The organism is Sphingopyxis sp. (assembly GCF_035686825.1).
GTDB lineage: Bacteria > Pseudomonadota > Alphaproteobacteria > Sphingomonadales > Sphingomonadaceae > Sphingopyxis.
In genome coordinates, this window is record NZ_DASRYZ010000007.1 from 675,374 (window position 1) to 687,942 (window position 12,569).

11 protein-coding genes and 1 tRNA gene are annotated in these 12,569 nt (G+C 65.2%); 3 read left to right on the plus strand and 9 right to left on the minus strand.

The window, feature by feature from the left end:
• Positions 1-215: 215 nt before the first annotated feature.
• The 7 genes from VFG17_RS21140 to VFG17_RS21170 form a co-directional block, all read right to left on the minus strand.
• Positions 216-1,151 (minus strand): endonuclease NucS domain-containing protein, encoded by a 936-nt coding sequence (locus VFG17_RS21140; protein WP_325031335.1) that lies wholly within the window; start codon positions 1,149-1,151, stop codon positions 216-218.
• Positions 1,152-1,381: 230 nt separating this feature from the next.
• Positions 1,382-1,457: transfer RNA gene (locus VFG17_RS21145), tRNA-Lys, on the minus strand.
• 112 nt (positions 1,458-1,569) lie between these two features.
• Positions 1,570-2,676 carry a rod shape-determining protein RodA gene (rodA, locus tag VFG17_RS21150; RefSeq protein WP_325031336.1) on the minus strand — a complete coding sequence of 369 codons (1,107 nt, stop codon included), beginning with the start codon at positions 2,674-2,676 and terminating at the stop codon, positions 1,570-1,572.
• Positions 2,673-4,580, minus strand: a complete 1,908-nt coding sequence (gene mrdA, locus VFG17_RS21155) for a penicillin-binding protein 2 (protein ID WP_325031337.1) — start codon at positions 4,578-4,580, stop codon at positions 2,673-2,675. The genes rodA and mrdA overlap by 4 nt, the downstream gene beginning before the upstream one ends.
• An 18-nt stretch (positions 4,581-4,598) precedes the next feature.
• Positions 4,599-5,120 (minus strand): rod shape-determining protein MreD, encoded by a 522-nt coding sequence (locus tag VFG17_RS21160; protein ID WP_325031338.1) that lies wholly within the window; start codon positions 5,118-5,120, stop codon positions 4,599-4,601.
• A complete protein-coding gene (gene mreC / locus VFG17_RS21165) occupies positions 5,117-6,022 on the minus strand; it encodes a rod shape-determining protein MreC (protein WP_325031339.1) in 906 nt (301 codons plus the stop codon). Before mreC ends, VFG17_RS21160 begins: the two co-directional genes overlap by 4 nt.
• Positions 6,023-6,042: 20 nt before the next feature.
• Positions 6,043-7,089, minus strand: a complete 1,047-nt coding sequence (locus tag VFG17_RS21170) for a rod shape-determining protein (RefSeq protein WP_037557053.1) — start codon at positions 7,087-7,089, stop codon at positions 6,043-6,045.
• A 194-nt stretch (positions 7,090-7,283) separates the two neighbouring features.
• Between VFG17_RS21170 and mutL the strand changes: the two genes are divergently transcribed.
• Positions 7,284-9,098, plus strand: coding sequence for a DNA mismatch repair endonuclease MutL (gene mutL / locus VFG17_RS21175; RefSeq protein ID WP_325031340.1), 1,815 nt, complete (start codon positions 7,284-7,286; stop codon positions 9,096-9,098).
• A 1-nt stretch (position 9,099) separates the two neighbouring features.
• Positions 9,100-9,627 carry a homogentisate 1,2-dioxygenase gene (locus VFG17_RS21180; RefSeq protein ID WP_325031341.1) on the plus strand — a complete coding sequence of 176 codons (528 nt, stop codon included), beginning with the start codon at positions 9,100-9,102 and terminating at the stop codon, positions 9,625-9,627.
• Here VFG17_RS21180 and VFG17_RS21185 read toward each other — a convergent pair.
• Together VFG17_RS21185 and VFG17_RS21190 are read right to left on the minus strand one after the other, a co-directional pair.
• Positions 9,624-11,192, minus strand: coding sequence for an alkaline phosphatase D family protein (locus VFG17_RS21185; protein WP_325031342.1), 1,569 nt, complete (start codon positions 11,190-11,192; stop codon positions 9,624-9,626). The two genes, VFG17_RS21180 and VFG17_RS21185, sit on opposite strands and share 4 nt — an antisense overlap.
• 77 nt (positions 11,193-11,269) lie before the next feature.
• Positions 11,270-12,016, minus strand: a complete 747-nt coding sequence (locus tag VFG17_RS21190; RefSeq protein ID WP_414712977.1) for a glutaredoxin family protein — start codon at positions 12,014-12,016, stop codon at positions 11,270-11,272.
• Positions 12,017-12,048: 32 nt separating this feature from the next.
• On the opposite strand from VFG17_RS21190, the gene VFG17_RS21195 reads away from it, so the two are divergent.
• Positions 12,049-12,453 carry a MerR family transcriptional regulator gene (locus VFG17_RS21195; protein ID WP_325031344.1) on the plus strand — a complete coding sequence of 135 codons (405 nt, stop codon included), beginning with the start codon at positions 12,049-12,051 and terminating at the stop codon, positions 12,451-12,453.
• Positions 12,454-12,569 lie beyond the last annotated feature (116 nt).

Below are 12,569 nucleotides of genomic sequence, written 5' to 3' on the forward strand. Positions count from 1 at the left end.
CCTGTGGCCAATCCGCAAAAAGTCGTCGACGATGGACGAAATTCCTGGTGGCTGCTCAAGCCTTGGCGCTACGCGCTCATACCGCATGATCAGATTGCAGATAATATGGGACTGGACTTCCTTCTGAAATCTTACGCTTGCAGTTGAGCGTCCGCGACCGTGAGGCAAGGCGCGGCTAATTTTTTGAGGGATAGTTGGTGGCAGACGCGAACTAATCACGCTCGCAATAGCTGGAAAGACACTTTGTAGCGGAAGAAACTGACGCTCGGCACCATCGCCAGTGCTCGGCGGATTCGGTGATCGTCATCCAGCGCGATGACCGCACCTTCGACGGTTTGCCCATCTTCCGCTAGTTCATCCTGCACATAGCCCATGTAGCGGAGGATTTGACCCACGACGGCATCGCTTGCGCGGCCCTTCTTCAGTTCCACGACGAGCAGGCGCTTGCGATCTTTGCTTATCGCCAGAATGTCCAGCGCGCCCGTATCTGTCGGATATTGCTGACCGACAATCTCACCCTCATCGGTGAAAATGTCGAAGTCGCGGCCCAGCTCGGTTTGAGTCCAGTTGGCGACGAGGAAATCCTCCAGATGTTTTTCCATGCCGAAAGCCACAGGGTCCTCGACAAGCCCCTCGCTCGTCATGACCGGCGCTATGGCGGGTGCAGGCAATCCGCCAATCAAAGCCTCAATCTCCTGCGCGTGTCCGGAGATGTTCGAGACAGTCCCGATCGAACCGGTAGAGTTCTTCAGCGAACCGCTCATCGCCGACCGGTCGATGTAGATGTCGTGCCAGCGGACATTGCGGCGATGAGGCAGGATTTGGCCTTCCGCGTACCAATATTCCCCTTCAATCTCGCCCACACGATAGCGGCCGGCCCCATCGGGGGAGAGGATGACATCGCCCGGTCGCAACCCCTTCGATACGGTCCAGATAGCTCCGCACGCCAAACCAGCGGCTACCTTGCTCTTATCGGGGTGGATTTCGAGATAAATAGGCACATAGGCCGCGTTGAAGGGGCGCCACGTGTCGGGCAGCTTGCCGGACAGGTCTTCATGAATGTCGAAATGCGTTCCTGTGAAGCCGCCTTCAAAGCACGCCTGCGCGTGAACGCTCTTTTTCCCAAGCATGACCCGATAGTAATTTTTCAATGCCGCCCCCTCCGCTAGTGACTGCGACCATAGCCACATCGTTGGCAAGGGTGTCAAAATCTTCGGTCCTGCAGCACCCCTGACTACCGCCATTCCTCACGGGGCGATGAGTGCTTTTCAAGCGATCATGCCCGGTTGCGACAGTGAATGCCCTTAATAGGGTCTGATACCCCAATGGGACCCCGCGCATTGGCGGCGGTCCAATTTTATCTCTAAGTCACTGAAAGAAATGGTGGACGCACTAGGGCTCGAACCTAGGACCCGCTGATTAAGAGTCAGCTGCTCTACCAACTGAGCTATGCGTCCACTGCCGGTTTCCGGCGTTCACGAAGCGGAGGAAAAGCCCTCTGCGTCGTGAAGAGAGCGGCCCGCTATCATGGTGCCGGACCCTTGGCAATGCCCATGCCGAAATTTTTTATCAATGAAGGCGGCGGCTGCCTTTCTTGCTGTCGTTTTCGATCGCGAGGATGATGCCGACGCAGGTCATGATCGTCAGCATCGACGAGCCGCCATAGGAAAAGAGCGGCAACGGAATGCCGACGACGGGCGCGAGCCCCATCACCATCATCAGGTTGATCGCGATATAGAAGAAGATCGTCATCGTCAGGCCCGCGGCGGTCAGCTGGCCGAAGCGCGTCCGCGCCCTCAGCGCCACGCGTGTCGACCAGCGCAGCAGCAGGAAAAAGCCGAACAGGAGCGCCAGCCCGCCGATCAGCCCCCATTCCTCCGCCATGGTGGCGAAGATGAAGTCGGTGTGCCCCTCGGGCAGATAGTCGAGGTGGCTTTGCGATCCGTTGAGGAAACCCTTGCCGCCGATGCCGCCCGACCCGATCGCGATCTTCGACTGGCTGATGTGATAGCCGGCGCCCAAGGGATCGCTTTCGGGGTCGAGGAAGATCAACACGCGTTTCTGCTGATAATCGTGGAGGAAGGAGAAGAGGATGGGCAGCGCGGCGACGCCCGCGGCAGCGGTGCTGCCGAACCACCAGAAGGGGAGGCCCGCGACGAACATCACCACCACTCCGCCGATCGAGATGGCGAGCGCGGTGCCGAGATCGGGTTGCAGCATGACGAGCGCGGCGGGCAGCCCGATCATCACTAGCGCGGGCCAGAGCGCGGTGATGGTGCGCGTGTTTCCGGGCGGCAACTGGGCGTAGAAACGAGCGAGGGCGACGACGATCGCGACCTTCATCAATTCGGATGGCTGTAGGTTGATGATGCCAAGGTTGAGCCATCGCTGGCTACCCCCGCCGACGAAGCCCAACAGCTCGACCGCGATGAGCAGGACGAGCACGCCGATATAGGCGAGATAGGAGAAATCCTCGAAGATGCGGATCGGGAAGCGTCCGATCACCAGCGCGATTCCGAGGCAGGCGAGGAAGCGCACGCCCTGTTGCCACGCCCAGGGCGACCAGTTGCCCCCCGCCGCCGAATAAAGGACGAGCAGACCGAAACCGGTGATCCCGCCGAGGATGGCGATCAGTTTCCACGGGATGCGCTGGATCGCGGGCGGGACGGGGATCATTGTGGCACTCCGGGCTCGGGATCGCTCGACGCGCCCGATTTCCACGCGGCATAGTCGCGGTCCATGCGATCCTTGATCGGCCCGCCCCAGCCGGCCTCAAGCGTTTCGAGCGCCTCCATTCCCTTTTCGCGGTCGAACAGATAGGTCATGAAATCCCGGGCGACGGGCGCCGCGGCGCGGCTGCCGCCCATGCCATGCTCGATGACGATCCCGGTGGCGTAGCGCGGATTGTCGACCGGCGCGAAGCCGACGAACAGCCCATGATCGCGAAATTTCCAGGTTCCGCTTTGACCGTTGCCGGTGCGGAGCCCGCGCACCTGCGCCGTGCCCGTCTTGCCCGCCATGGTGATGCCGTCGAGCGGCAGGCGGCTGCGCACCGCGGTGCCCGCGCCATTGACGACGAGGTCCATGCCCTGCCGCGCGACGGCAAGGGCTTCGGGCGAGAAGGGCAGCGGTTCGTTTCCGAAGTCGCGGTTGATGAGTCGCGGATAGAGGCTGCGTCCCGATGCGATCCGCGCCGCCATCACCGCGAGCTGGAGCGGATTGACGCTGACATAGCCCTGCCCGATGACCGCGTTGAGCGAGTCCGACGCCGACCATTGCTGGTCGTATTTCCGCATCTTCCACGCGCTGTCGGGGATGGTGCCATAACGCTGGTTGCTGCCCGCGAGCCGGAACTCCTCGCCGAGCCCGAGCAGCCGGGCGGTGGGCGCCATGGCATCATAGCCGAGCCGGTGCGCGAGCCAGTAGAAATAGCTGTTGCAGCTTTTCATGATCGCCGACGGCATGTCGAGGCTGCCATGGGTGCCGAGGCAGCGGAAGAAGCGGTTGCCGAGGCGATAACCGCCGATGCAGGTGTGACGCTCGCTCGGGTCGACACCATGTTCGACCGCGGCGATCGCGGCCATCGGTTTCAGCGTTGATCCGGGCGGATAGAGGCCGCGGGTCGCCTTGTTGATCAGCGGCTGGTGATCGTCGGCGCGCAGCCACGCATATTCGCTGGTACTGATGCCGTCGGAAAAGCTGTTCGGGTCGAAGCTCGGCATCGACACAAAGGCGAGGATGTCGCCGTTGTGACAGTCGATGACGACCGCCGCGCCCGATTCGCGCCCCATGCGCCGCGCGACATATTCCTGCAGGCCGGCGTCGATCGTCAGGTGGACGGTCTTGCCCTGCACGTCGGGCTGGGTGGAAAGGTCGCGGACAACCTTGCCGCGCGCCGTCACCTCGACGCGCCGCGCGCCGGGTTTGCCTTTCAGCATCTCCTGGAAATATTTCTCCAGCCCGTCCTTCCCGATCTTGTAGCCGGGCGTGATGTACAGCGGATCCTTGGCCTTCTGATATTCCTCGGCGTTCGGGGCGCCGACATAGCCGATCAGGTGGCCGACCGCGGCGCCGGTCGGATAATTGCGCGCAAAGCCGCGCTGGGGCGCGATGCCGGGCAGTTCGGGCAGGCGGACGAGGATCGAGCTATATTCGGCCTCGGTCATGTCCTCCTTGACCGCGACCGGCTGGAACCCCGATGCCGCCTTCAGGTCGCGATTGATCCGCTCCATCGCGTCGCCGTCGAGCCGGAGCAGCGTCTGGAGCTGCCCGAGCACCATCTCCTTGTTGTGCAGGCGGTCGGGAATGAGGTCGATGCGGAGCGAAACGCGATTGTTCGCAAGCGCGGTGCCATGGCGGTCGACGATCCAGCCGCGGCGCGGAGGCACCAGCGTCAGATTGACGCGATTGCTTTCCGATTCGAGGACATAGCGATCATTGTCGATCACCGAAATATAGGTCATGCGCGCCGCGAGCGCGACGCCGACCGCCGCCTGCGCTCCGCCGACGACGAGGGCGCGGCGGGTGAAGGTTATGCCTCTCCAGGCTTCGGTGATCGGCGGACTCTTCTTCTTCGGCATTGGCGGATTGGAACCAGTTTATCGGCGTTTCAGGCGGAAATTGTCAAACTTGCCGGTCAGGCGCATGAACAGCGGCACGAGCAGCGCCGAGATGATGATTTGCGGCACGACGAGGCCAAGCACCAGGCGGGTGTCCGCCTGCGGATGGGTGATCAGCGCCGCGAGCGACTGGATGATCGCGATCAGCAGCGCTGCGATCGCCCAATCGTGCAGAAAGCCGCGCCAATAGATGCGCTGCGACGAATAGGCGATCGCGATGCTGGCAAGCGTCCACAGCCCGACCGCGGTGCCGATCGGGGCGCCGCTGAACAGATCGTCCCACAGGCCGAGCGGCAAGCCGATCCACACCGGCCACATTTCGGAGCGCAGCAACTGCCAGCACAGGAAAAAGAGCAGGCCGAGCGGCGGCAGCACCGGCGAGTTGGCGATCAGCGGCAGCATCAGCGGCAGCGCCGAGGCGAACATCACGCTCGCTATCGGAACGATGCGCATCCGCCACAGCGATGCCGGTTCGCCGAGGCGCGGCCCCTTCTGTTTCATGGCGCGCTGGCGGGGGCGGGGAGGGGCGCGGGCGCGGGCCGGCCCTGGGCCTCGATATTGTCGGGCGTATAGGGGCGCAGCACCGCCACCGCATCGACTTTTCCGGGATCGGCGAGCGGGCGCGCGAGCGCGCCGTCGTGCTGGCGCCGCACGACGATCGCGACCGGGATGTTCGGCGGATAAAGCCCGCCGGTGCCCGAGGTCACGAGAATGTCGCCCGGCTTGAACGGGTTATTCGCGATGTTGAGCGTGCGGACGTCGAGGTCGCCGTTGCCGCGGCCGCTGGCGAGCGCCGGCAGCCCGTCGCGTGCGCGCCGGACGGGGACGATATTGTCGACGTCGGCAAGCAGAAGCACCTGCGACACCGACGGCCCGCTCGACAGGATGCGGCCGATCAATCCGTCGGCGCCGCGCACCGGTTGGCCCGCGGCGACGCCGAGATTGCGTCCGATGCTGAGCAGCGCGATACGCTTGGCGCTCGTCGAGGTCGAGGTGAGCAGATAGCCGTTGGCGAGCGCGGTCTTGTCGGTTTCCTGCAGTTTGAGCAGGGCCTTCAATTGGCGGTTCTCTTCCTGCAGCGAGCTGGTCGCGACGAGTTGGCGGCGGGTGTCGGCGAGTTCCTTGCGCAGCCGCCGGTTTTGCGTGCCCGCGCCGACATAGGCGCCAACACTGTCGTCGATGCCCGAGAGCGATCCGGTCACCGAACGCGTCACGCGTGCGATCGGTGCGGCGATTTCCTGGCTCGCCACGCGCAGCTGGGCGAAGCCGACGGGGTCAACGACCGAGAGGATCGCCAACAGCAGACCCGCCACCGCCCCCGTCACCGCGATGACATAGGCAGCGAACAGGCCATATTGGGCCTTTCGGGATTGCCCCGGACGTCGATGTGCCGGGCGGACCATGGTTAAACGCTACCGTCCGATCAGGCTTGCTGGAGCACGCCGCGGAAAGCGGGGTCTTCCATCGCGCGGCCGGTGCCGATCGCGACGCAGGTCAGCGGGTCTTCGGCGACGGTGACGGGCAGGCCGGTCGCGTCGCGCAGCAGTTCGTCGAGTTCGGCGATCAGCGCGCCACCACCGGTGAGCACGATGCCTTGGTCGACGATGTCGGCGGCGAGTTCCGGCGCGGTGTTCTCGAGCGCGATGCGCACGCCCTCGACGATCGTGCCGATCGGCTCGGACAAGGCCTCGGCGATCTGCGCCTGGTTGATCGAGATTTCCTTGGGCACGCCGTTGACGAGGTCGCGGCCCTTGATGTGGATCGTCAGGCCGGTGCCGTCGGCGGGGATGCGCGCGATGCCGAAATCCTTCTTGATCCGCTCGGCGGTCGATTCCCCGATCAGCAGATTATGGTGGCGGCGGACGTAGGAGACGATCGCTTCGTCCATCTTGTCGCCGCCGGCGCGGACCGAGGTGGTGTAGGCGAGACCGCGCAAGCTGAGCACCGCGACTTCGGTGGTGCCGCCGCCGATGTCGACGACCATCGATCCGATCGGCTCGGTCACCGGCATGTCGGCGCCGATCGCAGCGGCCATCGGTTCCTCGATAAGCCACACTTCGCTCGCGCCGGCGTTCGACGCGGCGTCGCGGATCGCGCGGCGTTCGACGCTGGTCGAGCCCGAGGGGACGCAGATCACGATTTCGGGGCTGCGGAACGCGTTGGGCTTGCCGCCGTGCACCTTGGTGATGAAGTGTTTGATCATCTGTTCGGCGACGTCGATGTCGGCGATGACGCCGTCGCGCAGCGGGCGGATCGCTTCGATGCTGTCGGGGGTCTTGCCCATCATCAGCTTCGCGTCGTCGCCGACCGCCTTCACCCGCTTGATCCCGTTCAGCGTCTCGACCGCGACGACCGAGGGTTCGTTCAGCACGATGCCCTTGCCGCGCACATAGACCACCGTGTTAGCGGTGCCCAGGTCGATAGCCATGTCTTGCGAGTTGAATTTAAGCCAGCGAGAAAAGAAGGACATCGATACTGCTTCCTGTCATCGAAGCCGCGCCCCTGACGGACACGCCCCCTGTCGTGATTTCACCCGCGCGTCCGGCCGGCGACAGCTACAATCAGGGGGAGATTCCGGCTCGTCCACGGGGGGTGGCTGGACAAAATGATCAGGGCTGTGCGGATGGGTCGCGATTTGCGTTCGACTGCGCTAGGAGAGCGGCCATGTCAATACGTCGCCTGCCGGAAAAGCTCGTAAATCGGATCGCAGCGGGTGAAGTGGTTGAAAGACCCGCCGCGGCGCTCAAGGAACTGGTTGAAAACGCCATCGACGCCGGTTCGACTCGCATATCGGTGCGAATCGCCGAGGGCGGGATTTCGCGCCTCGAAGTCGAGGACGACGGCTGCGGAATGGCCGCCGCCGACATGGCGCTCGCGCTCGAACGCCATGCGACCTCGAAGCTGCCGACCGACGCGATCGAGGATGTCATAACGATGGGCTTTCGCGGCGAGGCGCTGCCCTCGATCGCGAGCGTCGCGCGGCTGACGCTCGAAAGCCGCGTGGCGGGCGGCGACGGCTGGAAACGCGTCGTCGACAATGGCGCGGTGGTCGCCGAAGGGCCCGCCGCGCTCGCCAGGGGCACGCGCGTGCTGGTCGAGGATCTGTTCGCGCGCGTTCCGGCGCGGCGCAAGTTCCTGCGCAGCGGGCGGAGCGAATATGCCGCCTGCCTCGACGCCGTGCGACGGCTCGCGATGGCGCGGCCCGACATCGCTTTCGTGGTCGAGCATGATGGGCGCCGCGTGCTCGACGTGCAAGGCGGGCAGGATCGGCTTGCGCGCGTCGCGGCGCTGACCCAGCGCGAGCTCGCCGCGAACAGCATCGGGGTCGATCTCGATCGCGGCGAGGTGCATCTGGGCGGTGTGATCAGCCTGCCGACCTACAATCGCGGCATCGCCGACCATCAATATCTGTTCGTCAACGGGCGCCCGGTGAAGGACCGGCTGCTCGTCGGCGCGCTGCGCGGCGCCTATGCCGACCTGCTCGCGCGTGATCGCCATCCGGTCGTCGCGCTGTTCCTCGACGTGCCGACGAGTGAGGTCGACGTCAACGTCCATCCGGCGAAGACCGAAGTGCGCTTTCGCGACCCGCAGCTCATTCGCGGGATGATCGTCGGGGGCCTCCGCCGCGCGCTCGACGAGCATGGCTTCCGCAGCGTCCAGCGCCCCGCCGAGGCCGCGCTCGCCGCATGGCAGCAGGAACCGGTCGCGCCGCAGCCGCCGACCTTGTTCGCCCCGTATCTGGCACCCTCGCAAAGCCCGGCTGCGCCCATATTCGGCGCTGCCGATGCCGGGACGACGGCGCTGCTGCACGACCGCATCGTCGATTTCGCGCCGTCGCGCGATGCACTACCGATGGGCCGCGCCGAGCCTGCGGTCGCCCCGGTGCCCGGCGTCGAGGCGCATCCGCTCGGCATCGCGCGCGGCCAGATCGCGAAAACCTATATCGTCGCCGAAGCCGAAGACGGGCTGGTCATCGTCGACCAGCACGCCGCGCACGAACGGCTCGTGCTCGAACAACTCCGCCGCGGGATGAGCGGGCAGGCGGTGCCGTCGCAAGGCCTGCTGCTGCCCGAGGTCGTCGAACTCGACGAACCCGCATGCGACCGGCTCGAAGCCGCCGCGCCGCAACTCGCCGCGCTCGGCGTCGAGCTCGAACGCTTCGGCCCCGCTGCGGTGATGGTGCGCGCGACGCCGGCGATGCTCGGCGCGATCGACTGCCACAAGCTGGTCACCGACATCGCCGACGATCTCGCGGGCTATGACGCCGCGCTGGGGCTCAGCGAACGGCTCGAGCTCGTCGCCGCGACGATGGCGTGCCACGGGTCGGTGCGGGCAGGGCGAACGCTCAGCGTCGCCGAGATGAACGCGTTGCTCCGCACGATGGAGATCACGCCGCATTCGGGCCAGTGCAACCACGGGCGCCCGACGTGGGTGAAGCTCGCGATGGACGACGTCGAAAAACTGTTCGGGAGGAAATAGGATGGGGATCCGGATCATTGCTGCCGCATTGACGTCCATTGCGTTTGCCGCGTCCGTGTCGGCCGCGCCGCCGGCGAAGGAAGGGGGCTGTCCCGCCGCGCCGGTGCTGCCGGACGATCTGGTGGATTGGTCGCGCGATGCATCGGGCAAGACGATCTATGCCTATGGCGACGACCTCGGCGCCGACTGGTTGCCGCTCGGCGCGGCGCGGACCGCATTGCCGCTGCACAGGTTCGAAAGCCTGCGTTACGGCGTCGCCCCCGAGCGCAAGCCCGACGTTCACAAGTTCGGCGGCATGATCCCGATCGAAGTAAAGCGGGCGGGGCGGCTGATCGTCGCGCTCGACGCGGGTGCGTGGATCGACCTGGTGCGCGATGGCGCCGCCGTGAAATCGGTCACGCACGGCCATGGTCCCGCCTGTTCGGGCATCCGCAAGATGGTCGAATTCGATGTGACGCAGGGGCGCTACCAGCTCCAGATCGTCAACGCGCCGGCGGCTTCGATCCACGCGATGGCAGTGGTGCGTTAGGCCATTTTGATCCCGGCTACCCCGTTCTCGACCACCCCCGTCGCGCGCTTCGACAGCGTATTCACCGGCGTCGTCACCTTGTCGACCACCATGAAATGCGTCTGCCACGCCTCGCGGCCGACTTCGCATACGACATAGCCGCGCTGGTCGTTCGCGAATTTGAGTTCGGGGTTCAGCTTCAGCCAGTCGTCGGTGCCGCTGCGCTTGTCGCTGCCGTCGCCGCCGCTCGAAATCGAGGTCGCGACGAACTCGGCGCCGACGACCTTGTCTTGTCGCACGAGGTCCCCGCAGAAATTCTGGTGCTCGTCGCCGGTCAGCACGACGACATTCTTGAGCCCGCCGAACCGCGACAACATGCGTTCGCGCGGCGCCTCATAGCCCGCCCAGCTATCGAGGTTGAGGATCTTCTTGGGCTCGTCGGGCCGCCGCCGCCGGTCGAGCGACATCATCGTCACCTGCTGCGCCAGCGTGTTCCACGTCGCGCCGCCTTCGCCCAGATTGCGGTTCAGCCAATCCTCCTGCGCCTTGCCCAGCACCTCGGCCTTCTTGTCATAGACGCCCGGACAGGCGGGTTTGAAGCCGTCCTCGCACGGCTGGTCATCGCGATATTGCCGCGTGTCGAGCAGTTGCATCGCCATGAGGTCGCCGTAGCGAAGCTCGCGGTTCAGCGCGACCATGCCGCCGCGCGGCAGCATCGAGCGGCGCACCGGCATATGTTCGTACCACGCCTGCATCGCCGCCTGCTTCTTCAGCATGAAAACTTCGGGCGGGGCCGCGTCGGGGTCGTTACCGTCGAGCCCGAGCTTCCAATTGTCGATGTCCGACACCCAGTCGTTGCGGATCTCGTGATCGTCGAAGCTCGACAGGAAGGCGTGGGTGCAGCGCGCCGCCTGCAGGTCGATGTCGCCGAGCTGCTGCGCATAGGCGAGGCGGAAGTCGCCGAGGTCGATCAGGTTGCGGAACGCGTGCTTGCGCACCGGCCGGGTCGGAAGGCCGGCGTCGAACAGGTAATCCTGGCTATATTCATAGATGAAGTCGCCATAATGATAGACGAAGGCAAGGTCCTCGCGCGCGAGGTGGCGGTAGGCACCGAAAAAGCCCGCTTCGAAATGCTGGCAGCCGCAGACGCCGAACTTCAACGCCTCGGTAGGAGCGCCGACCCGGGGGAGCGTGCGCGCGCGGCCGCGCAGGCTGCGTTCGCCGCCCGCGGTGAAGCGGTAATAATAGGGACGGTCGGGCTGGAGTCCCGTGACCTCGACATGGACGCTATGCCCGAGTTCGGGGCGCGCGAGTTCGGTGCCCTTGGCGACCACATCGCGAAATCCGGTGTCGCTCGCGACCTCCCAATCGACGGGAAAGTTTGCCAGCGGCATCCCGCCGTGGCGCTCCATCGGTTCGGGGGCGAGGCGCGTCCAGATGACGAAGCCGTCGCTTGCCGGATCGCCCGCCGCGACGCCGAGGCTGAACGGGAACTCACGGAAGATGCCGCCCTCGGCGCGCAGGATCGCCGGGGCGGCAAGGCCGGCGAGCGTGGCCCCGGCGAGGAAGTGGCGGCGGTCGAACATGGCTGGGCTCCCTGGGGCGAATCGAAGCCCCTGATAGCCCAGCTATATGTTTCATCAATGACCGATAGGAGTGCGCCTCAGAACCACATCCGCGCCATCCACAGCGCCATCGCAATCATCATCAGATTCTCGGTGAGCGAAACGAAGCCCAGCGGCACCTTGCTGCTCCCACCGACGCACGCGCATTTGATGTCACGCTTGTCGATATAGACCGCCTTGAACACCGATACCGCTCCGATGCCGCCGATAAACAGCGCGACCGGGATCGACAGCCAGTCGAGCGCGTGTGCGGTCATCAGCACCCCCGCGAGCCCCTCGGCGAAGGGGTAGATGCTCGCATAGGGCACCCAGCGCTTGGCGAGCAGATCATAGTTCAGGAACATCGTCGCGAATTTGTCGACATCCTGCAATTTCAGCAGCGCCAGCACGATCATGCTGAACGAGATGAACCATTCGGCGGCGCGCAACGTAAAGGCGTTACCCTCGACCGCGAAGCTCGCGGCGAGCGCCATCAGCGCCGTCATCGCGAACAGCGCGATGACGGGGGTGTAGCTTGTGGCGTCGGGATCGGCGACCTTCAGCCCGAAATGACGGCGCAGGTCGTCATATCCCCCGATACGCTCGCCGTCGATGAATGTCTGCGGCGTCGTCTTGACACCATGCTCGGCCTTGAATGCGTCGGTCTCTTCGCGCGTTGTCAGCCAGCGGTCGTCGACCGCGAAGCCGCGGCTTTCGAGCAGATGTTTTGCCTTGAGGCCATAGGGGCAGATGTGCCCGGGCATGACCATGCGATGGAGGGTTGCCTGTTTCGTCATGCGCCCCATATAGCGTCCGTACCATGGTACGGAGTCAAGCAATGCAATTGACGATCGGAAAATTGGCAGCGGCGGGCGACGTTGGGGTCGAGACGGTGCGCTATTACCAGCGCCGCGGGCTGATAGATACGCCCGCGCGCAGCGGCGGCGACGGCTGGGGCGGCGGAATCCGCCGCTATGACGAGGATGACCTGCGGCGTCTGAAATTCATCCGTTCGGCGCAGGCGTCGGGCTTCACCCTCGACGAGATAGCCGAACTGCTGGCGCTCGAGGCGAGCGACGACCGCGTGCGGGTGCGCACGCTGGCGCGCCAGCGGATCGAGGTGCTCGACGAAAAGATCGCGCAGATGACCCAAACACGCGCCGCGCTCGCGCGGCTGGCCGACCAATGCGCGGCGAGCGACAAGGGACCGTGCCCGATATTGGCAGCGTTCGAGGCAAACTGAACCCCTTCCGCTTGTGGGAGGGGCAGCGAGACTTGCGAGCTTGCTCGCTAGTCGCAGCGGGGAGGGGGTGACGTCACAGGCCCTCCCCCGACCCCTCCCGCAAGCGGGAAGGGAGA

What these genes read in the sequence shown, in the direction of transcription:
- rodA (WP_325031336.1), bottom strand. Translation starts at nt 2,676, where the DNA reads ATGATCCCCGTCCCGCCCGCGATCCAGCGCATCCCGTGGAAACTGATC.
- mrdA (WP_325031337.1), bottom strand. Translation starts at nt 4,580, where the DNA reads ATGCCGAAGAAGAAGAGTCCGCCGATCACCGAAGCCTGGAGAGGCATA.
- VFG17_RS21160 (WP_325031338.1), bottom strand. Translation starts at nt 5,120, where the DNA reads ATGAAACAGAAGGGGCCGCGCCTCGGCGAACCGGCATCGCTGTGGCGG.
- mreC (WP_325031339.1), bottom strand. Translation starts at nt 6,022, where the DNA reads ATGGTCCGCCCGGCACATCGACGTCCGGGGCAATCCCGAAAGGCCCAA.
- VFG17_RS21170 (WP_037557053.1), bottom strand. Translation starts at nt 7,089, where the DNA reads ATGTCCTTCTTTTCTCGCTGGCTTAAATTCAACTCGCAAGACATGGCT.
- mutL (WP_325031340.1), top strand. Translation starts at nt 7,284, where the DNA reads ATGTCAATACGTCGCCTGCCGGAAAAGCTCGTAAATCGGATCGCAGCG.
- VFG17_RS21180 (WP_325031341.1), top strand. Translation starts at nt 9,100, where the DNA reads ATGGGGATCCGGATCATTGCTGCCGCATTGACGTCCATTGCGTTTGCC.
- VFG17_RS21185 (WP_325031342.1), bottom strand. Translation starts at nt 11,192, where the DNA reads ATGTTCGACCGCCGCCACTTCCTCGCCGGGGCCACGCTCGCCGGCCTT.
- VFG17_RS21190 (WP_414712977.1), bottom strand. Translation starts at nt 12,016, where the DNA reads ATGGGGCGCATGACGAAACAGGCAACCCTCCATCGCATGGTCATGCCC.
- VFG17_RS21195 (WP_325031344.1), top strand. Translation starts at nt 12,049, where the DNA reads ATGCAATTGACGATCGGAAAATTGGCAGCGGCGGGCGACGTTGGGGTC.